We start from the raw sequence: 24,586 nt of genomic DNA on the forward strand, positions 1-24,586 counted from the left end.
GTAAATTCCGATCGAACAAGTTGTAATTAATAAGATAAATCTCATTATAGGAATCTATTCCGGTTCTGTAAAGAGAGAACTCCATTTTTATGTAAAAAAATAGACGTCCACTCATCTGGATTCCAAATGGTCGGCGTCTATTTGTTTAAAGTGTTAAAGTCTAACTGGTGCGTGCAGCCTAATTTCGCTCCATATAGCCAGTAATGCTCCGATGCATTTCATCCACAGCCGAAAGCCGTGCGCTATAGCCGAGCAATGTTTCACCATCAAAATGTGCATGGATGAAGCCAGAGGCACGAAGCTTAAAAATATGGTCGTGCGTGATTCCCTTGGACAGCTTGAGATGACGGACAATCTCAATAAAGGTGCGTGGAGACTGGCTTTGGTACAAATATTTTAAAATCTTGAGCCTGCTCTTCTCCCCCAAGCTTCGGATCATTCGATATTCCTGTAGGGATAAAAAATCGTCCTCCTGAACATAAATTCCTGCCGAGTAATGGCACAACAGGAGCGACCCAAATCGATAAATAATATTTATCGGCTGAAAATGATATTGCGGTACCAGCAACACCTGCGTCAGCCCTTCGGAAGGCTCGAATCGGAAGCCATTTGTTGTACGATCCACCCACTCCATAGAGCTATATGCGCCCTTCTCCCGGTTTCTACGTTCCGCTTCCTGTTTCAGCCCGCTTAGAATCCTTGTATCCACATGACGAAAATACTCTTTATCCCAACCGGATAGCAGCTGCAATGCAAGTTTGCGAAGCTTCTCCATGTCGTCAGGCAGCGGTATCCCATAGGCTGATGCCTGTTCGTTTAATTCCTGTACAGTCCGGTTCTCCAGACGGTCTACGACCTCTTCAACGTTCCCCTGATCAGAAAGCATACAGACGAGTCCATAAATAACCTTCCAATCTGCATTGATTTCCAAGGACTCCAGCAATTCGGACAAACCTGGAGACAGCGTTCCACGCACTTGCTCCGCCCACTCGGCTGATAAATCGGTCTTCTTGTAAGCCTTGCGGCAAATAAAGGTGTGTAAGCTGCTGAGCAGCTCAAACACCGGTCCATATGCTACATGTACATCGTAAGGAGCATTCACGTCGTGACTCATCGCTTTCTGTCCTCTTTTCTTTCATATCTGATGTCCATTATACATACTATCGTACACCCGTTCATTCTTAGTGATCCATTCATACGAGAATGTAGCAAAACACAGATACAAATATGAACGTAAACAAGCACCATAATCAAGGCGCAAAAAAAGCCTGATCTCATCAGACTCTAACTGTTCAGCTATGAATTAGAAAAGGTTGTCTCCCACAAATAATCGCAGGAGACAACCTTTAGATAAATAATATGATGTTTAAAGTTTGTTAGCTGTTACTTTCCACTCTAATATTCCTGTGGATGCTGAACCTTTGGATACCATTTCAATTCTTAATTTCGTTGTTTTTACAGGCGTAAAAGTAGTTGTATTATACTGGTCTGCCGAAGTACCCAATCCATTAGCCTGCTTGACATTGGACCAGCTGGAACCATTCCAATACTTAATCTTGTAAGATTTAGGAACATCAACGCCCGCGCCATCTTGGAACCAATAGACATCCGTTTGGGATAACGTATATTCTTGATCAAAATCATATTGGACCCATTGTGTACCCGTCTCAGGCCAGTTACCATACACGGCATGACTTCGATCATTAGAGCTGGTTGGGTCAAATCCATCATTAAGCGCGCTCACATTTTCCCAAGGCGAAGTATAAGAAGTGCTGACCGTTGCAGCTGGCGCAATGTTTACGTTTTCATCAGGTGATGGATCGATGGGACCCTCATCGCCGTTAGTCACGCTTGGGAAACGAGAAGTATCTTTTTTGAGTTGACTCCAGGTGTAACGCAGCATCCAGATATCCCAGTCGGTGATATGATCGGAATTACCGGCCCACATAATAGTGTTCGTTGGGAATCCACCTGGTGGACGCTCATGTTCTTCATAAAAATCGTTTAATCCAAATCCATGCCCAATTTCATGTTCAGTAATCTCAATCTCATCCGAATTCACCGTACTCAGAACGTATTCATCATTCATACGCTGTCCCCAGTCGCCGCCGGCTCCCCCGCCAAAATTTTCTGTGGCCCAGAGATACATATCAAAGCGTTTATCCAATCCACCCGGATACGAATAGTTCGGGTCCGAAAAATGCTCAAATCGCGATATTTCATTAGGTGCAACGGGAAGCGCAGCAAGAATTTCCGGTTTTTCAGAAGCTAGTGTATCTGTAATGGTATCCGTATAAATGACCTCGTCAGGCTGCTTGTCTAGGAGCAGTGAAGGATCGGCAACAGCCCAGCCTACCACTTTTACTTTAATATTCTTATAGGGCCAGCCGTCATATCCTTGAAGATGATCTGTCCAATGGTTCATCTGCCGATCTATCATTCTAGCAATATCCTGGCGTTGCTTCAGTGTAACGGGCTTAGAGGATTGCCAGCGTATAACATAATTAAGAGTCCCTTTTCCCGCAAAAATTTGATCGAAAATCGTATTTTTACGCGCCGTCGAGCCTTCGGTCAACATTCTATTCTTCCAAACCCATTCCACCGATGATTTGAGATAAGCTGGCATGTCAGCCAATGTCGAATCACCCGTTGCCGCAATTACAGAATCCCCGTTTAGATGAGAATCCGCTGATACAAAACTAGCGTTTCCCATCAGTAGTGAACTAGCAATGACTACTGAAAAAGAAGCCATCACCATTCCTTTTCTGTTCAGCATGTATGTACCTCCATATCCATTTGTCTTATTGCTGTAGTTTTCTTGAAACGATGATCTCTATCACCTCTCTTTTCGCATTTACGAACAAATCTAAGAGATCAAGAGTACACTATCAAACCTCCTTGTCGTTTTTTGTAAATAATCACAAATCATATTATCACTGGATTATTGCATCGTCAATATTTTCCTTAATGATTTAAATTAGTCATTTTAATCGTATCTTGGAATATACACATACCCTTTGCATGTACAAAACTAGTATTTTATAAAATGAAAAAACCGTTTATTCACTAAATCAATTCCACAATCCCCGCTGGCTCCGCCTTATCATACCCTTTCAACTGCTTATTCCAATTATTGATTTGCCGACTCAGCAGGAAGCCAATCTTTACGCTGCTGAAGAATGATATTTTTAAAGGATTGCCAACGCACTACATAATTTAGCGTTCCTTTTCCCGCATAGATTTGACCAAAAATCAAATTTTTACGGTTGGTTGAGCTACCTTTTATTTTTACGAGACATCTAAAAGGACAACGCCTACTCTCTTATTACACCCACTCTTGATTTTGAATAAAATTACAAAATTATACTATAATTAGAATGATATAGCTTCAAACAAAAATATCCCCTCTACAAGGAGGGGATAAGTATCCATAGACTAGGCTCGCACTCCTACTCTATGGATATCAATGCCGAATCTGCCAGTGAAGCCAGTAGCTTCGCTGTTCCGGGCAACGCGCGTTCGTCCAGATCAAAGGCAGGATGATGCCATTCCTGGCTTCCCGCAGTGCCGACAAAGACAAATACACCGGGGATGTTCTTCTGATAAAACCCAAAATCCTCGCTGGCCGAGGATGGTATGGGACGAACCACGTCGAGACCGACCGCTTCTGCCGCCTCCTCCGCGATGGCGGCCAACTTACCGTCGTTCAGCACAGGCGGCGGACCCTCGATCCAGCGAATGGTTGCTTTCGTGCCGAAAGCATCGGCAACGCCTTTTACGACCTGCTCGAAGCGCTCAGTCACCTGGGCGCGCACATTCTCGTCAAATGTGCGAATGGTTCCGTCCAAATGGGAGCGGTCTGGAATGATGTTCCAGGCGTTGCCACTGTGCAGCTTCGTGACGCTAATGACCGCGCTATCCAGCGGATTAACGCTCCGACTCACAATGGATTGCAGCGCCGTAATGATATGTGACGATACCACGATGGGGTCAATCCCTGCATGTGGCACTGCCGCATGTGTGCTCAGACCCTCCACCTCGATGTAAAAACCATCTGCCGCTGCCATTAGCGGACCTTCTTTGATGCCGACCGTGCCTACGGGTAGGTCCGGCTTGTTATGCAGGCCAAATATGGCCTGCACCCCTGCCAACGCACCGCTGTCCAGCACTTGGCCAGCGCCTTTGGCCTTTTCCTCGGCTGGCTGGAACACCAGCCGAACCGTGCCTTTCAGCTCCTGCTCCCGCTGCTTCAAGAGTATGGCTGCTCCTAACAGGGATGCGGTATGAAAGTCATGCCCACAGGCATGCATCTTGCCGGGATGTACTGAAGCATAAGGCAATCCCGTCTCCTCCTGAATGGGCAACGCATCAATGTCTGCACGAAGCGCGACAGTTGGTCCTTCCTGCTGTCCGCCGATTTCCGCAACTAATCCGGTACGTAGCGGCACATCCAGAATGGTTATGTTCTGTTCTTCCAGCAGACGGCGGATAAAGGCGGTAGTTTCAACCTCCTCGTTAGATAGCTCGGGATTTCGATGCAGATGGCGGCGAATGTCCACCAGCTTCTGCTCCAAAACCTGCTCCTTCGTCCCGGTTGATCCACTCATCCCTATTCCTCCTTCGTGAACCCAAAATAGTTACAACTCTCTCAGACCAACAACATCTAGGACTGCACAGACAATCCGGCAAAAGCTTCATGCAACAACTCGAACGAGCGCACGCGCTTGTGTATATCTCTTATTCCTGTCGTAACGATCAGCTCATCGGCCTGATACTTCGCTTGAATTTCCGTCAGCACAGCATAGATTTCGTCTTTATTCCCTTTGTTAATTTGCGCTTGTGTAGCTTCAATTGTATATTCTTCACCCGATTGCTTGCCAAACTCTTCTGCACTTTCCAGCGTGCCCACCGTAGCCGTCTTGCCACTGGCCAGATGAATTTTGTACAGCTTGTGCTCACCTGCTAACTCCGCAGCTTCCTCGGAAGTGTCCGCTACGATGACTGAAAGCGCAAAAAGAGCTTTCGGCTCACGTCCATAACTATAATCGAAAGACGTCCGATACGTACGGAATGATTCCAATGCAACCTGCTCATTACTATTGATAAATTGCGAAAAAACGTAGGGCAACCCCAAACGCGCAGCAATTCCAGCACTGTCTGTACTTGTACCCAAAACGTAAATATCCGCTGGTATTTCTGGAATCGGATTCGCCTGTAACCCGGCTAACGGTCCTTCTTCAGACGGAATATTATGAATATAGCGACTTACTTCATCAATTTTTTCTTCGAGAGAAGGCGCATCATGAATGTTTCGTTGTAACGCCTGTGTGGATTTCGGCAACCCGCCCGGTGCGCGTCCGATTCCCAAATCTACGCGACCCGGTGCAAGAGAGGACAGCACATTAAAGTTTTCAGCTACTTTATAAGGGCTGTAATGCTGAAGCATCACTCCACCAGAACCGACTTTAATACGCTCAGTGCGTGCCAGCAAATGGGAAATGAGTACCTCTGGTGAAGAGCCCGCAACCTGCTGGGAATCGTGATGCTCTGATACCCAGAAACGCGTAAATCCCAATTCCTCTACACACTGTGCTAGCTTAATCGTATTACGAAGGGCCTGCGCTGCCGTTTCCCCCTCGTGTATAGGGCTTTGATCCAATACTCCGATTTTAATACTCATGTCTCCCTCTCCCGTCTAAATTGAATAGTTATACTCCGGTGTAATCCGTTTCAGAAATTGTTTGGTACGTTCCTCTTTGGGGTGGTTAAAAATGTCGTCCGGTGTGCCTTCCTCGATAATATGACCGCCATCCATAAATACCACATGATTTGAAACATCGCGCGCAAAGCCCATTTCATGTGTAACGACAATCATCGTAATACCTTCCTTTGCAATCTTGCGGATCACCGACAGCACCTCACCCACCAATTCAGGGTCCAGCGCCGAAGTCGGCTCATCGAACAAAATCACTTCCGGGTTCAGCGCCAAAGCACGCGCTATGCCGACACGCTGCTGCTGCCCGCCAGACAGCTGGCTTGGATAATGATTCAGCTTTTCACCCAGACCGACCTTTTCCAGCACCTCAATGCTGATTTTTTTCGCTTCCTCCTGCTTGACCTTGCGGACAACGACAAGTCCTTCCATGACATTTTCCAGTGCTGTTTTATGCTTGAACAAATTGTATTGCTGGAAAACCATAGCTGTCTTTTGACGTAGAGCCAAAACATCCTTCTTCGCAGGTCGCTTGCAGTTCACTGTAAAATCGCCAATGCTGACTTCCCCATCATTCGGCTTTTCCAGATAATTAATGCAGCGTAGCAGAGTCGTTTTTCCTGAACCGCTCGGGCCTAAAATAACGACGACCTCGCCTTTGTTCACGGTCAAATCAATGCCTTTGAGCACTTCATGTTTGCCGAACGACTTCGTAATATTTTGCAGACGGATCATGATGCTCGACCTCCATTAAACACATTGATTTTTTTCTCCACCAAGCCGGATATTCGTTCAATCAATACCGTCAAGCCCCAAAATAGCAGTGCAGCTGCAATATATACCTCTAAATATTTCCAGTTGGTAGATGCCAGAATTTCAGCCTGTGCCTGGATTTCTGTGACCGAAACCGTGAAGGCCAAGGTAGAGCCATGAAGCATCCCAATAACGGAATTCGTCAGGTTTGGCAAACTCACCACGAACGCCTGCGGAAATACAATCCGTCTCAGCACTTGCCACGTCGTCATACCGACGGCATAAGCCGCCTCGATTTGTCCCTTGTTGACCGATTGAATTCCAGAACGGACGACCTCAGACATATACGCGCCACTGGTAATGGAAAACGAAATGAGTGCAAATACCATATAAGGAACATCTTTGGTTTGCAGCGGCCAGCCGAAATGCTTCGCTCCCGCATCAATCAACAAAGGCAAACTGAAATAAATAAGCAGCAAATGCATCAGCATCGGTGTGCCACGGATAAAGGTAACGTAACCGTGAGAAATCTGGGACAACACAGGAACCTTATAGATTCGCGCCAGCGCCGTTATAATACCGATGACCAACCCTGCCAGTACGGAAACCACTGTAATAATTAAGGTGTTGGGCAACGCGGAGAACAACCCTAAAAAGGCAGTATATATAAAGCCAAAATCCAGACTCATATGCCTTTACCTCCTTTACTAAGACGGGGACTTCTCAGGTAACGCACCACAAAGCTTTTTCGTTTTTCGGGTTCTTTCTGCACTGCATCCCGATGCTCATGCCGGAGAAGCGTATTTTCCAGCACCTTGAACAATTTTTGTAAAATCAGACTGATCACCAGATAGATAAGGGATAACGCGATATAGGTTTCAACAAAATGTTGGGTAGCCGACCCTAATGTCTGTGATTTCCCTGTCATCTCCATCGCTCCGATCGTAAATGCCAGCGAAGTATCCTTCAGATTGCCAATCACCAGATTAGAAAATACCGGAACCACGACAGCCAGCGCTTGCGGCATAATGATACGTGTAAAGGTCTGATAGCCTGACATGCCGACGGACTGTGCAGCCTCGATTTGTCCCCGATCTACAGCCTCTACTCCTGACCTGATAATTTCGGAAATAAAGGCTCCACTATTGAGTGCGTAGGTTGCTACGGCAAACCACAGCACATCCCATCTGGAGGAATTGATATCCACCAGCTTTAGTAGCTCTGGCAGGCCGTAATACACCAGAAACAATTGGATTAGAATAGGTGTTCCGCGAAAAAAGGAAACATACACTTGAGAAACACGTTTGAGAAATGGAATGTTATACATGCGAGGCAGCGCAACCAACAGACCAATGATAAGCCCCAATACAAGCGAGCTTGCCACAATAAACAAGGTGATGTGTAAGTAAGACAGCATTTTCGGGATAAAGCTAAAAACATAGTCAATATTGAACTCTCTGCTCATATGCCTGCCTCCTTTCTATACATCAGCGGCCAGAATACATAGAGTACCCTGACCGCTGAAATGTCCACGTCTATCCTTACTTCTTACTGCTGCTACCTTCTTTTTTCACATCTTCCAGAGACTTAGTGAAATCCTCTCCAAGCCATTTAATGCTCAGCTTCGACAGCGTACCGTCGTCCTTCACTTCCTGAATGGCTTTGTCGATGTCATCCGCCAACCCTTGCTCATTTTTGTTCAGTACATACAGTACATCCGATTGAGTCAAAGGATCACCAACGGTTTTCAGAGCTACTTCTCCTTTTTCATCGGTGTTAAAACGGTTCGCAAAGTCTGTCGTAACGGTAGCATCTATACGGCCGCTCGTAATTTGCTGTACCGTATCATTGGCTGCACCACTCGTATAAACGATATTCAGGGCATCTCCGTGGGTTTTGTTATACTCTTTCAGCACATACGCCGCATTACTGGTTGGGCTGGTGAGTACCTTTTTCCCTTTCAAATCATCAATTGAATGAATGGTATTGTTATCCTTCGCTACAGCGACTCTGTTCAGAAAAATGCTATACGGATTTTTGTTGAACAGATACTTGGCCTCGCGCTCCGGGTTTTTTTCCATTTGATGCGATACCAGATCAATCTTGCCGGCATCGAGACTTAGCAGTAAATTTCCAAAGTCCATCGTTTTGAATTCAAATTCGTATTGAGGCAGGCGCTTGTCCAGCTCCTTAATCAGCTCCACATCAAAACCTGTTAAATTTCCGTTTTCGTCAATAAAGCATACATTTTTGAATTGAGTACCTGTGCCTACGATAATTTTCTTCACGTCTCCGCTTGAACCTGACGCGCTAGACGCGTTATCCGAGGAACCGCAGCCTGCCAACACCAGGATGATTGCCATAACAGACAATATTGCAAACCACTTTTTCATATGAATCCCCCTCATCTCTTTGTATATCAGCAGTTTGCGACATACATGGTAGCTACAACATCCAAATAATTAATAATTCCTATAAGTTTAATCGGTTTTAGGATGTGATTAATTTAACACCTGGAAACCTATACGTCAATCCATCAAGCCATAGAACTTTTCTATAACAAAACAGCACCCCGGAAACCTTCTATCAGTGCATCTGCAAAATCCGAGGTCACTGCACAGTCTTCTTTGGTCGCTATTATGCTAATCTGCATCGACACCCCAGCTACCTCTGGAACATGGATACGGAACAGTTTCTGATCTTTTACTTCACGGTTCACACAGACATCTGGCAAAAAGGCAATACCCGCTTTCTCCAATACCAGCTTTTTGGCCGTGACCACATTGTCTACCTGAAAAGCAATGTCCGGTGGTTGCTCCAGTGATTCAAAAGCGCGATGAATTCTCATCCAATCTAATGATCCGCATTCAAAAAACACCAGTGTTTCACGTTGAATATCCTGTATACTGGCCTTTCCTGTCTTCATAAACGGATGGCCGTCGTATACATACAGGGAAATCGGATCTTCATAAAAAGCAAGCGTACGGATAGCCGGATGCATCACTTTACGCACAAAACTAATGTCTACCTCACGGTTCAACAGTTTATGTACCAGTTGATCCGTCGTAGCCGTCACAATTTTGTAGTTAACCTCTGGATAACGGGCACGAAGCTGCTTTAATATTTCAGGAATGATGTAGTTCGACACCGATATCGTGCAACCAATTCGAATTTGCTGAGGGGCTTTCTTACGCTGTTGGAGCTTTTGTTTCCCTTTTTGCAGCACCTGAAGCATCTGCTCCGCATAAGGAAGAAACTTTCGTCCATCCTCCGTCAGAACCGTTTGCTTGCTTTGGCGGTCGAACAACTTGCATTCTAGCTCGCGCTCTAGCGTCTGAATCCGGGCTGTAACAGAGGGCTGGGACAAGAACAAGGCTTCTGCAGCCTTATTAAAGCTCCCATAATGATTCACGTATACAAAGGCTTCCATATTCTCGATATTCATACGCAAGTCCCCCAGTAAGTTTTATATACATTTATCCAATAAGTTAACTTGGTTTTTTTGTATCATAAAACTCACTGAACGACCTGTCAATGGAAATATTGAAAATATCTATAATTTTAATAGCTCATTTAGTTCTTTAACAGAACGTTCCAACCGTGCAACCAATTCTTCCGACAACCCGTATGCTCCATCTGGCAGACGTTCGACCCACTGATCCACTGCATACACCCCGCCAAGAATATGTCTTCCGCCCAGTGCATTAATAACCGGCTTCAAGGCATAGTCAATGACCAGCAGGTGAGCCAGTGTACCTCCGATAAATAAAGGCAAGACTGGTTTCCCTCTTAGCCCCTCCTGCGGAACCAAATCCAGGAATATTTTCAATAGCCCTGAATAGGACGCCTTATAGACTGGAGAAGCCACAATAACGGCATCCGCTGCTGCAATCAATGCAAGTGATGCTGTGACGTCGGGGCTGTTAAAGTTAGCTGTGACCAGATCCTCCGCTGGCAAGTCGACCACATTCAGTAATGTGACCTCCGCTCCAGCCTGCTGCAACTGCTCCGTTGTATAGTTAATCAAGCCGTATAAACGGGATTGTGTAGACGGACTGCCTGATAGGATGACAACCTTGGACATATTTTTCCCTCCTTCTGTTATGCGTCAACCTTCACTTTGGATCTGGCTGCTGTATAGCGGTTCTCAGGAATAGGCACGCCCAGGTTTTCACGTAGTGTGCTAAATTCATAATCCTGACGGTAAATACCGCGTTCCTGCAAAATAGGCACAACCAGATTGACGAAGTCATGCAGACCCGATGGCACATCAGAACCAATAATGAATCCGTCTGCCCCTTTTCTTTCGAACCACTCCTGCACTCGATCCGCTACTTGCTCAGCGGTTCCGATAAAAGAGGTTCTCGGTGTAGCTGAACGCAATGCAACCTCGCGTAAGGTCAAATTTTGTTCCTTGGCTACTCGTTTAATTTTATCTGTACCGCTGCGGAACGCATTGCTGCCAATACCATCAAGCTCAGGGAATGGCTCATCCAGCGGATATTGTGAGAAATCATGATGATCGAAGAAACGTCCCAAATATTTTAACGCAGCCTCAATCGTCACCAGATTAGTGATCTCTTCATACTTACGTTCTGCTTCCTCCGTCGTGCTGCCAATAATCGGCGAAATGCCCGGCAAAATGACAATATCCTCTTCGGATCTACCATAACGTACCGCACGTTCTTTCACATCACGATAAAACTGCTGCGCTTCCTCTAACGTTTCATGTCCTGTAAATACAGCATCCGCTTCCTTGGCGGCCAGGTTTTTGCCATCCTCCGAGGAACCTGCCTGGAAAATAACCGGCTGTCCCTGCTTGGATCGTCCAATGTTCAGCGGACCCTGCACAGAGAAAAACTCACCTTTATGATTCAATGTATGCAGCTTTTCAGGATCAAAGAATACGCCGGCTTCCTTATCACGAACGAACGCATCCTCTTCCCACGAGTCCCACAGTCCTTTGGTAACCTGTAAATATTCCTCTGCAATTTTATAGCGCTGCGGATGCGACGGGTGCTCGCCTTTACTAAAGTTAAGGGCAGAGCCTTCCAGCGGGGAAGTCACCACATTCCAGCCTGCACGACCTCCGCTTATATGATCAATGGAAGAAAACTGGCGTGCTACCGTGAACGGTTCGCTATAGGAAGTCGACAGTGTGCCGACCAGTCCGATATGCTTCGTCACCCCAGCCAAAGCGGACAAAATCGTAATTGGTTCAAAACGGTTCAGAAAGTGGGGAATGGATTTTTCGTTAATAAACAGGCCATCTGCGATAAATACGAGGTCAAACTTTCCTTCCTCTGCCTTTTGCGCCTGCGTTTTATAAAATTCAAAGTTAACACTCGCATCCGCAGGTACTTCGGGGTGACGCCAAGTCGTCATGCTTCCCCCAACACCGTGAATAATCGCACCAAATTTAATTTGTCTATTCTTAGCCATAACTCTTCCACCTCTCTTGAAATTATTGATTTCCCGTCGGCTTATACCACTTGATTGTAACTTTCCAGCACTTTACCCAACTCTTCCAGATCTGGGTTGAGCAGTGCTTCATATTTATTATCGCCACCTACCTCGACGACAGGGACATAACGAATACCATATTTGGTCTCCAGCACGTCACGCAGCGCATCATTTCCGTCCACTTGGATATTTTCATACGGCTGATTTTGGGATTCCAGGTACGATTTGATCTCTCCACAAAAATGACAGCCGGTTTTGCTCCACAATACAACTTTAGGTTTGGACGACATATACATACCTCCGTGAGCTTAATGTTTATAATCCCGATGAATTAAATAAGAATTATATTTATAATGTATCCTGCCGCCCCTTTTCCGTCAATCGCTTGTGTAATAGACATTGCTAATTCAACGATAGAAAATTTTAATTTTATATCGTATTTAATCGGTTTATTGGCAGCCTGATTTTTTAAATTTAGATGAATTGGAGTTTAAATGGGCCTTGGCGCGGACATGCTTGGAATATTAGCGCACTTGCGGCAAAACGAAATGAAATGAGGTGGAGTAAATGCATGATTGGGCCGAGGTTGTTACACGCACATTAATGGCTGTCGCTGTATTATTTTTAATTGCCAAAATTCTCGGAAAACGTCAGGTATCCCAGCTTTCCGTGTTCGAATATATAACCGGAATCACGATAGGGAATCTGGCTGCTACCATTCCTATGGAGCGAGAACAGACTTGGTACTTGGGGTTTATAGCCTTGGCAGTATGGGTCCTCACAACATTTGTCATTGAAGTATTGCAAATTAAAAGCAAGAAAATCAGAGATTTTACCGATGGAAAGACCACTACTCTGATCAAAGACGGCAAAATTTTAGAGGATAATATGAAAAAGGAAAGGCTAACGCTAGATGAGCTCATGGAGCAGCTGCGGAGTAAAAATGTATTCAAGGTGGCAGACGTGGAATTTGCCATTATGGAGACCAGTGGTGCGATCAACGTGCTGCTGACCAAAGACAAGCAGGCCGTGACGCTTAAGGATCTCAATATGCTGCAGCTGCCGGAGAAGGAACCGACAGCCATTATTATGGATGGACAAGTTATGGAGCAGCAAATGGCATACATGGGAATTACGCAACAATGGCTGGATGAAAAGCTAAAGGAAAAGAGCCTAACGGTCAAAGATGTATTTTTCGCACAGGTGGACCCACAAGGGGAACTGTACATTGACCAATATAGTGATAATGTACAGCTAAGCAAGGTGCAGGATTCGAATCAAGCCGTGCTGACTTTGCTGGAACAATGCACAACGGAGTTGCAAAAACTCGCATCTGGTTCCAGTGAGCAACAAAGAAAACAGCTATATGAGCAATGCTCACAAAGCTTGAAAGAAGCTATACAGGAGATGCAGCCGGTAAATACATCTAAGTCCTGAGCACATACGCATATGCCATAAGAGTAGAAGCATGGGAACTAAAAAGGAGCGTCCTTCAGCCGTTTATGGCTTTGAAGACGCTCCTTTTTAACTTACTGTGCCGGTGTACATTTCACTGTTGCTGCCTTCCATTACTTTCTGGCGCAGCGGCAGCATAACTGTAAATACCGTTCCTTCTCCCACCTTGCTGGATACAGAGATAGAGCCAGTATGCATCTCTGTTATTTTATAAGCAATGGACAGTCCCAAGCCGCTGCCTCCTGCAGTTCGGGCCCGTGACTGGTCTGCTTTATAAAATCGTTCAAAAATGCGTTGCTGATCCTGTTCGTTGATACCCTGTCCCGTATCCGCAATGCAGATAACCGCCTGATCACCGTTACTTGAAAGAGAAACAGATATGCTTCCACCCTGCGGTGTAAATTTAATGGCATTGTGAAGAAGATTCACCCAAACCTGGCCCATCAGATCCTCGTCTGCGTTGACCTCAACTATATCCACCTCAACAGTCATCTCGATTTTTTTAGCCTCCCATTGCGGTTCGCAGGCGAGAATAAGCGAAATCAGCTGCTTGTCCAGCCGATAAAGGGACGGACGAAACGGATGTCGCTCCGAATCCAGAATCGCCAACTTCATTAGATTATCGCTTAGCTTGGATAGACGAATACACTCCGTCTCGATGATCGTCAAATACCGATCTCGCTGCTCACGATTCAGATTCTCGTCCTTGAGCGCTTTGGCGAATCCGATTATCGAGGTCAGCGGTGAGCCGATTTCATGGGATACGTTCGAAATAAACTCCTCCCGTAGCTTTTCCATAGCCTTCAGATTTGCAGCCATATCATTGATGCTGTCCACCAACTGTACATAAGGATGTGGCCTCCGATGTTTTCCGTTCCGCCCGCCGAGGTCCCAATCCAGGTTAATGTGAAAGTCTCCTTGCGAAATACGTTTTAAAGCATCGATCATTTCGGTAAAAGCGTGCTGTTCTCTAGGCTGAAAGAAACGCCTTACCGTCATACTGATAATACCGAAGAAGAAAAAGCCTAGCGTCGTATTCATAAGAAAGACGAACAAACCATGGGGAGCCCATGACATGTGCGAATAGATCGCCTCCATAATAAAGTACGCGGCAGCCCAGCTAAGATATAGCACCAATACTACCAGCAGGACTCTTGCAAGAATATGGAGTAACCCCGGTTCCCTCTTCATTGCCTTACCTCCAACCGATAACCCAATCCCCGGATCGTACTGATCCGGAAGGAGTGGCTTGCCTCCGGAAATCGTTCCCGAAGGCGTTTGATATGGACATCAACCGTTCTTTCGTCTCCCTCATAATCATAACCCCAGATCTGTTCGATCAGCTGGTCGCGGGTAAAGGTTTTGCCAGGATAGCTGGCCAACTTGAAGAGCAGCTCAAATTCCTTGCGCGGCAGGGTAATCTCCTTCTCTCCAGCCCGACACTCAAATGTATCGCTGCGCAGGACAAGAGCTCCGACAGTTACTGATTTTGAAGCCATGATACGATAACGTTTTAATAAAGCCTTCACACGTGCGACAAGCACCATGGGGTCGAATGGCTTGACAAGATAGTCGTCCGTTCCGAGTGCGAAACCTTTCACGATCTGTGACGTCTCGCCTTTAGCTGTAAGCATAAGCAGCGGCAGGTCGGTTTGCTCTCGCAGCTTACGACACAGCTCCCAACCATCCATTCCCGGCATCATGATATCAAGAACAAGCAAATCGACCTTGATTTGATCAAAAATGCGCATCGCGTCCAAACCATCCACCGCCTCGACTACCTCCAGTCCTTCCATTCTCAAAAAGTGTCCGACCAGTTCACGAATATGCGGATCATCATCAGCGACCAATACACGCGTCATTTCAATCCCCCCTAACTAACTCTGCCTTAAATCTCTCGTCCTCGTCAAGAAGACTGCCATCTTATGCTTTACGCATATAAGCACGCACCGTAAGCGGCGCGAAGATCGCCACAATGACTGTAGCGCCAAGTAGGGAGATCGCCAGTTCCCCGCCAATCGTTCCCGTATTCGCAAGCTCTCTGACTGCGTTCACAAGATGTGAAATCGGGTTGGCGTTCACAAACCACTGCAGCCAACCAGGCATTGTGCCGACAGGCACAAATGCGTTGGAAACAAAAGTGAGCGGAAACAGAACAATCATGGAGATGCCCTGTACACTAGAAGCAGTGCGGGCAATCACGCCAAAGAAGGCGAAAATCCAGCTGACCGCCCAGGAACACACGATGACCAGAAGCGCGGCGATAGCTACACTCAGCAGTCCTCCCCCTGGCTGATACCCCAAAATATACCCCATGGCGAAGGTAAGTACAGTTGCAATAGTATACCGGATACTGTCAGCCAGCAGGGCTCCAACCAAAGGCGCAATACGTGCGATTGGGAGTGACTTGAACCTGTCGAACACTCCTTTGTCCATATCCTCACGTAGTTGGACGCCGGTAACGACGGAGGTCGAGATCACAGTCTGCACGAGGATGCCTGGAATAATAACCGGCAAATAATGTTGCACGTCTCCTGAGATGGCGCCGCCAAAGATATAGGTAAACATAAGGGTAAAAATGATCGGCTGGAGCGTGACATCAAACAATTGTTCGGGAGTATGCCGAATCTTTAGAATGCCCCGGTAGGCCATCGTCATGGAATTGGAGAACGCCTGCCTGAAACTCACAGTCTTCTTCAATGTGCGATCAGAACCTGTCATAACAGTAGTACTCTTCATGCTCTCGCCCCCTCCACAGCATGCGCTCCTTGGGACGTCTGCTGCTTGTTTACTTGTGCTCCATGACCAGTGATGGACAAAAACACCTCGTCAAGCGTCGGCTTTTGCACACTCATCTCTGCTAGGCGAATCTCTCCAGTACGGAGGGCAATCAGCAGGTCCGTTACCCGATCTGCATTGGCCATCGGAGAAATAATCTTTCCAGCTTCCATTGACACGCTGGACTTGACTGGAAGCACTTGTTCAACGATCTGAACAGCTCTCTCAATGTCCTGTTGATTTTGCACTTTGAGTTGCAGAGTCGACGCTCCTACTGCCGCTTTCAGTTCATCCACCGTACCCTCAGCGACTACCCGACCATGATCGATCACCGCGATTCGGTCAGCAAGTTGATCCGCCTCGTCGAGGTACTGGGTTGTGAGCAGTACGGTGGAACCGGTCTTGACCAGACGCCGGATCGTGTCCCACATCTGGACACGCGTGCGCGGGTCTAGTCCTGTAGTCGGCTCATCCAGGAAAATCAGCGGCGGCTTAGCAATGAGACTTGCAGCCAAATCCAGCCGGCGGCGCATACCTCCAGAAAAATGCTTTAGCGGTCGTTTGGCCGCTTCGACCAAGCCGAATTCCTCCAGCAGCTCCGCTGCCTTATGACGCGCCTCGGCACGTCCCAGCCCAAGCAGTCTGGAGAAGATGATCAGGTTCTCGGTAGCGCTAAGCGACTCATCGACCGATGCGTACTGGCCTGTCACCCCGATCAATTGACGCACAACCTGCGGTTCCTTTACTGCATCGTGCCCGAAGATACGGGCCGATCCCCTATCAGGCCGTAATAATGTTGACAGCATTCGGATGGTAGTCGTCTTACCTGCTCCATTAGGACCGAGCACCCCGTAGATCGTGCCAGCACGTACATTCAAATCGACACCGTCAACTGCATGCTTATCACCAAAAGCTTTAACGAGTCCCCTTGCTTCAATGGCCAAGGTCTCTTTTCTGTCTGTATAATCCACATTCATATCCTCCCTATACGGTTTCTATAGAGAGGATAACCCACGTTTATGAACTGAATATGAATAGAACCGTTTACGTTTTCCAAAATTGATGATAATTTCTTTCTGACAGAGAAGCCAAAGAAGTCCCTATATGGGACTTCTTTGGCTTCATCTCATGGATGTTCTTTTAATGAATATTGGAAAACCTTTATTTCCAGATTCGGCTTCATGCTAAGCACTAACTTGGATATTGAACCTATTTACACTGTAAAAAAATAATCTCGTTCTACCTTGCTCACTCTTAAACCAAATGTTTTATACCACTCGGATTTCCCTTTTTCCTGCGCTACCTTGTGTAACTCGTTATGTTTCCAATTTTTTATAGCTTCCAGAGACTCCCAATAGGAAACTGTAATGCCTACTCCATTGTGGTCACGAACACTTTCCACACCTAGAAAACCTGGCTGTTGGGCAGCCAGTTCCACCATTTTGTCTCCCATCACTCCGTACCCGCCATCTCCTTCCGTACGTTCAGAAGTAAAGATAGCCGCATAATAGGGCGGACGAGGAGTTTTAGCAATTGAGTTCATATGACCCTCCTAAAACAAAATTAAATAACCTTTCTTTAATTTGATTATAATCATAAATATTAAATAAAAAAAATGAATATATCTGATATGATACATGAATATATTTCATAAAAAATAGGAGTGAACACGAATTTGTTTAAATATAAGATTTTTCTTTGCGTAGTTGAAATGGGAAGTTTCACAAAGGCCGGGGAAGTTTTAAATCTTACACAATCAGCAATCAGCCATGCGATCTCTGGATTGGAACATGAACTAGGGCTGACTCTTCTGATCCGAGGTCGTTCAGGCATCAGATTGACCAATAACGGGGAAAGATTAATGAAGCGATTTAGAGAGATCGTACAAATGGACGAAAAGCTCTACCAAGAGGTAGCTTTAATTAAAGGATTGGAAATCGGAACCGTAAAGATCGGCACATTTTCAAGCGTCTCTATTCATTGGCTGCCTCGTATTCTAAAAAAATTCAATGAGCAGTTTCCTCTTATTGAAATAAAACTGCTCGATGGGAACTACCATGAAATTGAGAGCTGGATAGTCAGTGGGGAAGCTGATTTCGGCTTTGTGAACCTACCCACGTTAGACGCATTAGAGGCATTGCCATTAAAAGAAGAAAGCATGCTTTGTCTACTTCCTTCCGATCATATTCTTGGAAATCAAGCCTCAATTCGAATAGAACAGCTCAGAGATGAGCCTTTCATTATGCCTGTTGCAGGCTGTGACACCGATGTAAGAAATATTATTTCACAGCATAATATGTCACCTAAAATCAAATATGAATTAGAAGATGACCATGCGATTATGGCTATGGTGCAGAATGGCCTAGGCGTGAGTATTCTTCCTGAAATGATCCTGTCTCACATTCCTTACGACATCTCTATTCGACCTTTGGACGAAAGGCATTCCCGTACTATCGGTATCGCTACCGCTTCCTTAAAAAATGTTTCTCCAGCCGCTAAAAAATGTATGGACTTTATTACTGAATGGATCAACTAGCTTCATCATGTCGGCCAAGGAAGCGGATTCTCAAAACTGGACCAGTCCATATCCATTTCGTTATCGTTCAGTAGGCATTCATCTAGCTCTTCTTCCAAGTCCGGTCGATTCATTCCAATACCTATCATGACGATTTCGTTCATGCGGTCGCCCCATTGTTCATCCCAATGGTCCAGAGCCTCAGGATCGGCTGCCACGATCACCTGCCGTTCTTCTTCAGATAACGCAGCAAGCCAGCTTCCCGCAGGGCCAAATTGAATAGATGGTCCTGCCTGGCTAATACTCGCTGCCCAATCCTGCGGGGTTGCAATCCAGGCCAAACCTTTGGCGCGAACAACCTCCTCCGGCCAGAAGCTCATAAATTCAGCCAATCTCGCAGGATGAAATGGCCTTCTACGGCGATATACAAAGGAATTGATCCCATATTCGTCCGTTTCCGGTGTATGGCTTTCAAGCTCCAGCTCCCGAATCCATCCAGCGGATTGACTAGCTTTGTCAAAATTGAACAGCCCTGTATTCAAAATGTCCGAAGGAGCGACCTTTCCCTTGGAAGTACGAATGATTCGGGCTTCAGGCTGTAATCTCCGCAGCACACCCTCCAGCTTGTCTAGCTCCACAGGCTGAACCAGATCGCACTTATTCAAAATCAATACATCACAAGTTTCAATCTGGTCAATCAACAAGTCCGAGATATCACGCGTGTCGTCTTCACCAGTAGCCTGCCTACGATCCAGTAGCGTTTCTCCAGATTCAAAATCATGCCAGAAACGGTTCGCATCAACTACGGTCACCATGCAATCCAGTTTTGCCAGCGAAGCCAAATCAATGCCAGTTCCTTCATCGGCGTACGTAAAGGTTTGAGCGATTGGCACGGGCTCACTGATGCCTGTAGACTCGATTAAAATATAATCAAACTCGCCTTGTTCCGTCAGCTTCTTGACCTCCAGTAATAAATCTTCACGCAATGTGCAGCAAATACAACCATTAGACAACTGGACCAGTTTTTCTTCTGTTCTGGACAAGCCGCCCTCTTTTTTAACCAGCTCGGCATCTATATTCACTTCACTCATGTCATTGACGATGACTGCCACTTTCATTCCGTCCCGATTGTTTAATACATGATTCAAAATCGTTGTTTTTCCTGCACCCAAATATCCGCTCAACACGGTTACCGGTATTGGTTTCTTATTCATCGCTGGTACGCTCCCTTGAATATTAGATTTTATTCTTTTAAATCGTAATAATTACTATTAACATCAACTTTCAGTAATATACAGCATCCCTTTTGCCTTGTCAACTGTGGAGAAACTCTTGAAATGAATAATCTATCCATTAAATAATCGTAAAATGATGGAAGCCTGTGCGGGACGATTGGATGCCTATCAACGTGTGCTCGGGATGACATTAGCCAGCTTCCCCTTCTGGTTATTGTTTTCTGTATATGGAGTTTTCAGCGTGGGAATGCCAAATAAGGAACAGACGGTACAGTCCGCCTTGGTGGCTGTGTTTTCAGGGGTGATCCACTCAGCAAATAATATCTAAAAAAATAGATCCCGTTTAGCGTATATTTATTCTTGCCATGGTCGTTCAAGTGTGGATCAGGCACCAGAAAAAAAGCAGCAGATCAAAGAGGAAGCTCCTGATCTGCTGCTTTTTGCCGATTATTTCTCACAAAGAATGATGCTTTATGACGAGTACGAAGTATGATTACCAAGCGTAGGCTTCTGGCGCAGGTTTTCCCGGACCGGGGAAAATCTCATTCAGCTTGGCAAGCACATCTTCGCTCAATTTGACCTCAGGTACCCGTAGAGCATCCTCTAACTGCTCTAAGGTCCGTGGTCCGATAATTGGAGCCGTTACGGCCGGATGGGACAGTACCCAAGCCAGTGCAATCACGTCTTCCTTTTCACCCAGATCGCGGGACAATGCTGCAAATTGCTCCAGCTTCGCACGATTCTGCTCCACCTTTTCTTTGGCGCGTGCGCTGCGAGAACCAGTACCTGCTAACGCATTCCGTCCCAGCAGTCCGCCCGCCAGCGGGCTCCATGGAATCACACCCAGACCCAGCTCCTGAGCTGCCGGTAATACTTCAAGCTCAGCGGAACGTTCGTTCAGGTTATACAAATGCTGCTCGGATATAAGCCCCAGAAAACGTCGTGCCTTCGCTTCGGCTTGCGCCACCGCAATATGCCAGCCTGCAAAATTACTAGAACCGATATAATCAACCTGTCCGCGATCCACCACGGACTCGAATACGCCCCATAGTTCATCCCATGACACATTACGGTCAATGTGATGCATTTGATATAGCTCTACATGGTCGGTTTGAAGACGTTTCAGCGACGCGTCCAAATGACGGCGAATTTTGTAAGCAGACAAGCCTGATCCTGCATTGGGTCCGTCATGTTCATTTTTCATATCTCCGTATACCTTCGTTGCCAACACGACTTTCTCGCGTCTTCCGCCGCCCTGCTGGAACCAACGTCCGATAATTTCCTCTGTCCAACCTTTACGATCATGGCCATATACATTAGCTGTATCAAAAAAGTTAATGCCTGCATCCAGTGCGGCATCCATAATTTTAAACGCATCCTTTTCTTCGGTTTCCGGTCCGAAATTCATCGTGCCCAGACATAACCGACTAACCTTCAAGCCTGACTTTCCTAAGTATGAATACTCCATACTATCTCCCGCCTTTGCTTAAGGATTTTAAAATTCCGCAAAATGACATGCCAAAAAAGACCATACTTCGTTTATTCACCAAATCAAACTCCTTTGAAACACCTCAAAATCAATTTAAAGGGATAGCGCATGCAAAAAAGCCCCACGCACCGCCGAAGCAGCAAGCGCGAGGCCATCTCCCCTTATACTACCCGCCAAATATTAAAAGAAGTGACTTTACGATGGTTACCAGCGGAGCGGAGAATTTGAATCTGGAGAAGCGAAGCGTTCGCCTTTGCCACGGGATTCTTACCTTTTCATGTCTATCTAATCCAAAGAATCCCGTGGCAACAGCGATCGTAAGATCAAATCCTTCGCGGAGCGGCTCACTTCAACCACCGTAACTCATTCTTTTTTTTACAATCAAGGAATCAATTTCGTTTCTTTTGCTCGCTCGGCCATTTTTTTCGTATGCTTGCTGAGCGGCTTCTTAAACACCAATCCAAACAGGAAGCAAACACCGATAAATACAAACAGCATCACCACATCCCGTGTCACCGTTGAAGGCAACATCCCTCCTACTGTCTCTCGTAACAGACTCACCGCATAGGTGAATGGTACAAACGGATTCAGCGCCTGAAAGAACGGTGTACTCGTCGCAATCGGGAATGTCCCTCCTGAACTGGAGAATTGAAGCACCAGTAGGATGACTGCCAGTCCCTTGCCGATATTGCCGAACACTGAAACTAGTGTATAGGTCATCGCCGTAAACACCAGACTGATCAGCATAGAGGACAGTACAAAAGCTACTTTGGCATCCACATACGCCCCGAGCAGGAACAAGTCACCGAGAGATACGCTCAGCGCCTGAAAAATACCAATCGTGGAGAATGTCATAAGCCGTCCGAAATACACTTGGTAGCTTTTAAATTGTCCTTCCGGGTCATCCACATCTACCCTAAACATCGAGACCAGCAGCATCGCACCCACCCAAATCGACAATGTAGTGTAAAAAGGTGACATCGCCGAACCATAGTTGGGGATTGGGTATATCCGTTCCTGCTTCAACGATACCGGACTGCCGAGAAAATCACTTTCCTTTTTCACATCCCCCTTGAGCAATGCAATAGCGCGTCCGAGTGCATTTTCGCCCTTAAGCTTGCGAATTGTGTCTGCAGCCTGGCGTATGGAATCCTCGGCAGCTGGAAGATCGGTCCTTACAAAATTGGCTACTTGGTGTACCGCTTTTTCAGCTTCAGGAAATTTATTTTCAATTAAATCAGCCATTTTGACAAACTGTTGTTCCGCTTTGGGCAAATCATTACGCACAAAATCTGCTGCCTGATGAATTTTATTTTTAACCGCCGGCAAATCGTTATTTACGAAGTCTGCCGCTTTGTTCACAGCATTCGTAAACTCGCCCATACGTCCCTGAATCGTCGTAGCCGCTTCATGCAGTTTTTGACGGTATTGTGGCAGATCCTGCTGGAGACGTGTTAGCTCTTGCTGACCGAATTCTGCTGCAGCCTGTGCGTCATTTAATAGCTTTTCAATATTCGGTAGCTGCTCTTGAGCTGTAGTCAGCACATTGGCAGAATTGCGGGCAACGGATTTGATCTGATCCAGCGCCTTTTGAATGGCGGGTGCATACTCCGTATCATAATTGCCCAAAATGCTGTCAATTCCGCTACTGATTTCTCCTGCAAGGCGATCAGTGTCATCCAGCAGATTTTGCGCAGGCTTTTCACCGCGCTGGATGGCATCCCCGATACTAGTTACTGTGCTATTCAGACGACGGAAACGATCCTCCACCCCGCTCACACGGGAAATAAGTGAATCCAGAGGTTGACTTGGCAAGTAACCGTTCACACGGTTCAGCAATTGAGAAATATGATCCAGCACCCCCACGGCAGTTGTCAGCCTACCGCTGACACGATTCACCGCAGCTTGTGCTGCTTTAGGATCAAAATCCACACCACGAATGATGTCTGTAATCTGAGAAACTTCATTCGCGATTTGTTGTACCAGCTGTAAGTCTTCTTTAACTATTGTACCAATCGAATCAAGCGCACCCTCATTTTTGTCCAGAAATTCAAGTAAACCGGTTGTAAAGTCTTTGCCTGTGTCCGCTATCTTCTGTACTTCTGGCAGTGCTTTCTGAGCAGCATTAATGACCTCAAGGGCCGTTTGCGTGTCCTCTAAAGCGGTAGCCAGTGCACTTTCTACCTTGCTGAAATTTTGATCCAGTTCAACAATTCGATCACCGGCCTTTTGAATATCAGGTAGTCTTTTTTGGATATCCAAAATAACAGTGGCTACCTTGTCCAGCTCAGGCATGTTTTTGTCAATTTTGAGCACCAGGTCACCGGCACGGTTAATTTCAGGAATTTTCTCCTTCAATGCAATGATCTTTTGTCCCTGTGCCTTTATTTTCGGCAAATTTTGCTCCAGTTCCAATGCCTGTTTGCCCAACCTTTCGATATCCGGCAATCGATTATTCAGCTCCAACACCCGGTTCTCAATGTTACGAATCGTCGGGAGCTCCTCCTCCAACTTGACTCCGGCTTCCTTCAACTTTGTCAATACGGCCTGGCTGGCAGTTTCAATAAAGTTTTGGCTAATCTGGTTCGTCAGAGAGGTTGCCCCCGAAGATGTAATTTTCGGAGCTACTGCATTAATTTTTTCATTTACGGCGTAATCAATTTCCGGCTTTTGCGGATTTTCCGTCAGCACACTCGTAATTTTCTCTGAAAAATCTTTCGGGATCAGCAGGCTGGCATAATAATCACCATTCAACACACCTTTTCGTGCTTCCGCTTCATTGACAAAAGTCCAACCCAGCTTCTTGTTATTTTGAAGGTTATGTATAACCTCGTCGCCGATATTAATCTTTTTACCATTCACTTCTGCACCTTGATCTTGGCTGGTTACTGCAATTTTAATCCCAGATGTATTCGCATACGGATCCCACATCGCTTTCAAATTCACCCATGCATAGACGGAAGGCAAAAGAATGATGCCAATGACTAATAAAGTCCCGGTCGATACTTTGAATACATTTCTCCAGTCTGTTAAGTAGATTTGCCATATCTTCCGCAACTTCATCACTCCTCGTATGTACATTAACCTGTCGTCCATTGTTGTATGCACACGTATTGTAAACGATTCGAGCGAATGAAGCCAATCCTGTTACAAAATATGTAAAAACGTATGACACTTATAGAGAT

General features: G+C 46.1%; 22 protein-coding genes and 2 pseudogenes. 3 read left to right on the plus strand and 21 right to left on the minus strand.

What is annotated here, in order from left to right:
* Positions 1–178: 178 nt before the first annotated feature.
* From ACUYLD_RS21200 to ACUYLD_RS21260, 13 genes and pseudogenes are all read right to left on the minus strand, one after another.
* The gene (locus ACUYLD_RS21200) at positions 179–1,114 is read right to left on the minus strand and encodes an ArsR family transcriptional regulator (protein ID WP_446675933.1); all 936 of its coding nucleotides are present in this window, start codon (positions 1,112–1,114) and stop codon (positions 179–181) included.
* Between the two features lie 252 nt (positions 1,115–1,366).
* Complete coding sequence (locus tag ACUYLD_RS21205; RefSeq protein WP_446675934.1) at positions 1,367–2,776, minus strand: discoidin domain-containing protein; 1,410 nt, start codon at positions 2,774–2,776, stop codon at positions 1,367–1,369.
* A 326-nt stretch (positions 2,777–3,102) separates the two neighbouring features.
* A pseudogene (locus ACUYLD_RS21210) lies at positions 3,103–3,286 on the minus strand (dockerin); the annotation flags it as partial.
* 163 nt (positions 3,287–3,449) lie between these two features.
* A complete protein-coding gene (locus tag ACUYLD_RS21215; RefSeq protein WP_446675935.1) occupies positions 3,450–4,607 on the minus strand; it encodes an amidohydrolase in 1,158 nt (385 codons plus the stop codon).
* Positions 4,608–4,663: 56 nt separating this feature from the next.
* Positions 4,664–5,680 (minus strand): LLM class flavin-dependent oxidoreductase, encoded by a 1,017-nt coding sequence (locus ACUYLD_RS21220; RefSeq protein WP_446675936.1) that lies wholly within the window; start codon positions 5,678–5,680, stop codon positions 4,664–4,666.
* A gap of 15 nt (positions 5,681–5,695) precedes the next feature.
* Positions 5,696–6,448 carry an amino acid ABC transporter ATP-binding protein gene (locus ACUYLD_RS21225; protein ID WP_025722945.1) on the minus strand — a complete coding sequence of 251 codons (753 nt, stop codon included), beginning with the start codon at positions 6,446–6,448 and terminating at the stop codon, positions 5,696–5,698.
* Positions 6,445–7,155 carry an amino acid ABC transporter permease gene (locus ACUYLD_RS21230; protein ID WP_446675937.1) on the minus strand — a complete coding sequence of 237 codons (711 nt, stop codon included), beginning with the start codon at positions 7,153–7,155 and terminating at the stop codon, positions 6,445–6,447. The genes ACUYLD_RS21225 and ACUYLD_RS21230 overlap by 4 nt, the downstream gene beginning before the upstream one ends.
* Positions 7,152–7,931: an amino acid ABC transporter permease gene (locus ACUYLD_RS21235; protein WP_023988355.1), complete on the minus strand. Its 780-nt coding sequence runs from the start codon at positions 7,929–7,931 to the stop codon at positions 7,152–7,154. The genes ACUYLD_RS21230 and ACUYLD_RS21235 overlap by 4 nt, the downstream gene beginning before the upstream one ends.
* A gap of 76 nt (positions 7,932–8,007) precedes the next feature.
* Positions 8,008–8,859, minus strand: a complete 852-nt coding sequence (locus tag ACUYLD_RS21240; RefSeq protein ID WP_446675938.1) for a transporter substrate-binding domain-containing protein — start codon at positions 8,857–8,859, stop codon at positions 8,008–8,010.
* A gap of 161 nt (positions 8,860–9,020) precedes the next feature.
* Positions 9,021–9,911, minus strand: a complete 891-nt coding sequence (locus ACUYLD_RS21245; RefSeq protein ID WP_446675939.1) for a LysR family transcriptional regulator — start codon at positions 9,909–9,911, stop codon at positions 9,021–9,023.
* Positions 9,912–10,019: 108 nt separating this feature from the next.
* Positions 10,020–10,550, minus strand: coding sequence for an NADPH-dependent FMN reductase (gene ssuE, locus ACUYLD_RS21250; RefSeq protein WP_029519116.1), 531 nt, complete (start codon positions 10,548–10,550; stop codon positions 10,020–10,022).
* Positions 10,551–10,567: 17 nt separating this feature from the next.
* A complete protein-coding gene (locus ACUYLD_RS21255) occupies positions 10,568–11,908 on the minus strand; it encodes an LLM class flavin-dependent oxidoreductase (RefSeq protein WP_013310067.1) in 1,341 nt (446 codons plus the stop codon).
* A gap of 41 nt (positions 11,909–11,949) precedes the next feature.
* A complete protein-coding gene (locus tag ACUYLD_RS21260; RefSeq protein WP_023988351.1) occupies positions 11,950–12,219 on the minus strand; it encodes a glutaredoxin family protein in 270 nt (89 codons plus the stop codon).
* 277 nt (positions 12,220–12,496) lie between these two features.
* On the opposite strand from ACUYLD_RS21260, the gene ACUYLD_RS21265 reads away from it, so the two are divergent.
* Entirely contained in the window at positions 12,497–13,366 is an 870-nt protein-coding gene (locus ACUYLD_RS21265; RefSeq protein WP_446675940.1) for a DUF421 domain-containing protein, read from the plus strand.
* Between the two features lie 87 nt (positions 13,367–13,453).
* On the opposite strand, the gene ACUYLD_RS21270 is transcribed toward ACUYLD_RS21265, so the two are convergent.
* The 5 genes from ACUYLD_RS21270 to ACUYLD_RS21290 form a co-directional block, all read right to left on the minus strand.
* Positions 13,454–14,575: a sensor histidine kinase gene (locus ACUYLD_RS21270; RefSeq protein ID WP_446675941.1), complete on the minus strand. Its 1,122-nt coding sequence runs from the start codon at positions 14,573–14,575 to the stop codon at positions 13,454–13,456.
* Positions 14,572–15,246: a response regulator transcription factor gene (locus tag ACUYLD_RS21275; RefSeq protein WP_446675942.1), complete on the minus strand. Its 675-nt coding sequence runs from the start codon at positions 15,244–15,246 to the stop codon at positions 14,572–14,574. The genes ACUYLD_RS21270 and ACUYLD_RS21275 overlap by 4 nt, the downstream gene beginning before the upstream one ends.
* Before the next feature lie 61 nt (positions 15,247–15,307).
* Positions 15,308–16,123 carry an ABC transporter permease gene (locus ACUYLD_RS21280; protein WP_446675943.1) on the minus strand — a complete coding sequence of 272 codons (816 nt, stop codon included), beginning with the start codon at positions 16,121–16,123 and terminating at the stop codon, positions 15,308–15,310.
* Positions 16,120–17,139: an ATP-binding cassette domain-containing protein gene (locus tag ACUYLD_RS21285; RefSeq protein ID WP_446675944.1), complete on the minus strand. Its 1,020-nt coding sequence runs from the start codon at positions 17,137–17,139 to the stop codon at positions 16,120–16,122. The genes ACUYLD_RS21280 and ACUYLD_RS21285 overlap by 4 nt, the downstream gene beginning before the upstream one ends.
* Before the next feature lie 236 nt (positions 17,140–17,375).
* Entirely contained in the window at positions 17,376–17,705 is a 330-nt protein-coding gene (locus ACUYLD_RS21290) for an antibiotic biosynthesis monooxygenase family protein (protein WP_446675945.1), read from the minus strand.
* 132 nt (positions 17,706–17,837) lie between these two features.
* On the opposite strand from ACUYLD_RS21290, the gene ACUYLD_RS21295 reads away from it, so the two are divergent.
* Positions 17,838–18,698, plus strand: a complete 861-nt coding sequence (locus ACUYLD_RS21295) for a LysR family transcriptional regulator (RefSeq protein ID WP_446675946.1) — start codon at positions 17,838–17,840, stop codon at positions 18,696–18,698.
* A 5-nt stretch (positions 18,699–18,703) separates the two neighbouring features.
* On the opposite strand, the gene ACUYLD_RS21300 is transcribed toward ACUYLD_RS21295, so the two are convergent.
* Positions 18,704–19,891, minus strand: a complete 1,188-nt coding sequence (locus tag ACUYLD_RS21300) for a GTP-binding protein (protein WP_446675947.1) — start codon at positions 19,889–19,891, stop codon at positions 18,704–18,706.
* A 133-nt stretch (positions 19,892–20,024) separates the two neighbouring features.
* On the opposite strand from ACUYLD_RS21300, the pseudogene ACUYLD_RS21305 reads away from it, so the two are divergent.
* Positions 20,025–20,219, plus strand: a pseudogene (locus ACUYLD_RS21305) (multidrug resistance efflux transporter family protein); the annotation flags it as partial.
* A 186-nt stretch (positions 20,220–20,405) separates the two neighbouring features.
* On the opposite strand, the gene ACUYLD_RS21310 reads toward ACUYLD_RS21305, so the two are convergent.
* Positions 20,406–21,380, minus strand: a complete 975-nt coding sequence (locus ACUYLD_RS21310; RefSeq protein ID WP_446675948.1) for an aldo/keto reductase — start codon at positions 21,378–21,380, stop codon at positions 20,406–20,408.
* A 402-nt stretch (positions 21,381–21,782) separates the two neighbouring features.
* Complete coding sequence (locus tag ACUYLD_RS21315; RefSeq protein WP_446675949.1) at positions 21,783–24,458, minus strand: YhgE/Pip family protein; 2,676 nt, start codon at positions 24,456–24,458, stop codon at positions 21,783–21,785.
* Between the last annotated feature and the right edge of the window lie 128 nt (positions 24,459–24,586).

The organism is Paenibacillus sp. SER-28, assembly GCF_052906305.1.

Excerpts from the sequence above, each read along its gene's own strand:
- ACUYLD_RS21230 (WP_446675937.1), bottom strand. The coding sequence starts at position 7,155 with ATGAGTCTGGATTTTGGCTTTATATATACTGCCTTTTTAGGGTTGTTC.
- ACUYLD_RS21245 (WP_446675939.1), bottom strand. The coding sequence starts at position 9,911 with ATGAATATCGAGAATATGGAAGCCTTTGTATACGTGAATCATTATGGG.
- ACUYLD_RS21255 (WP_013310067.1), bottom strand. The coding sequence starts at position 11,908 with ATGGCTAAGAATAGACAAATTAAATTTGGTGCGATTATTCACGGTGTT.
- ACUYLD_RS21215 (WP_446675935.1), bottom strand. The coding sequence starts at position 4,607 with ATGAGTGGATCAACCGGGACGAAGGAGCAGGTTTTGGAGCAGAAGCTG.
- ssuE (WP_029519116.1), bottom strand. The coding sequence starts at position 10,550 with ATGTCCAAGGTTGTCATCCTATCAGGCAGTCCGTCTACACAATCCCGT.
- ACUYLD_RS21280 (WP_446675943.1), bottom strand. The coding sequence starts at position 16,123 with ATGAAGAGTACTACTGTTATGACAGGTTCTGATCGCACATTGAAGAAG.
- ACUYLD_RS21310 (WP_446675948.1), bottom strand. The coding sequence starts at position 21,380 with ATGGAGTATTCATACTTAGGAAAGTCAGGCTTGAAGGTTAGTCGGTTA.
- ACUYLD_RS21235 (WP_023988355.1), bottom strand. The coding sequence starts at position 7,931 with ATGAGCAGAGAGTTCAATATTGACTATGTTTTTAGCTTTATCCCGAAA.
- ACUYLD_RS21220 (WP_446675936.1), bottom strand. The coding sequence starts at position 5,680 with ATGAGTATTAAAATCGGAGTATTGGATCAAAGCCCTATACACGAGGGG.
- ACUYLD_RS21260 (WP_023988351.1), bottom strand. The coding sequence starts at position 12,219 with ATGTCGTCCAAACCTAAAGTTGTATTGTGGAGCAAAACCGGCTGTCAT.
- ACUYLD_RS21270 (WP_446675941.1), bottom strand. The coding sequence starts at position 14,575 with ATGAAGAGGGAACCGGGGTTACTCCATATTCTTGCAAGAGTCCTGCTG.
- ACUYLD_RS21205 (WP_446675934.1), bottom strand. The coding sequence starts at position 2,776 with ATGCTGAACAGAAAAGGAATGGTGATGGCTTCTTTTTCAGTAGTCATT.
- ACUYLD_RS21200 (WP_446675933.1), bottom strand. The coding sequence starts at position 1,114 with ATGAGTCACGACGTGAATGCTCCTTACGATGTACATGTAGCATATGGA.
- ACUYLD_RS21275 (WP_446675942.1), bottom strand. The coding sequence starts at position 15,246 with ATGACGCGTGTATTGGTCGCTGATGATGATCCGCATATTCGTGAACTG.
- ACUYLD_RS21285 (WP_446675944.1), bottom strand. The coding sequence starts at position 17,139 with ATGAATGTGGATTATACAGACAGAAAAGAGACCTTGGCCATTGAAGCA.
- ACUYLD_RS21240 (WP_446675938.1), bottom strand. The coding sequence starts at position 8,859 with ATGAAAAAGTGGTTTGCAATATTGTCTGTTATGGCAATCATCCTGGTG.
- ACUYLD_RS21300 (WP_446675947.1), bottom strand. The coding sequence starts at position 19,891 with ATGAATAAGAAACCAATACCGGTAACCGTGTTGAGCGGATATTTGGGT.
- ACUYLD_RS21225 (WP_025722945.1), bottom strand. The coding sequence starts at position 6,448 with ATGATCCGTCTGCAAAATATTACGAAGTCGTTCGGCAAACATGAAGTG.
- ACUYLD_RS21290 (WP_446675945.1), bottom strand. The coding sequence starts at position 17,705 with ATGAACTCAATTGCTAAAACTCCTCGTCCGCCCTATTATGCGGCTATC.
- ACUYLD_RS21265 (WP_446675940.1), top strand. The coding sequence starts at position 12,497 with ATGCATGATTGGGCCGAGGTTGTTACACGCACATTAATGGCTGTCGCT.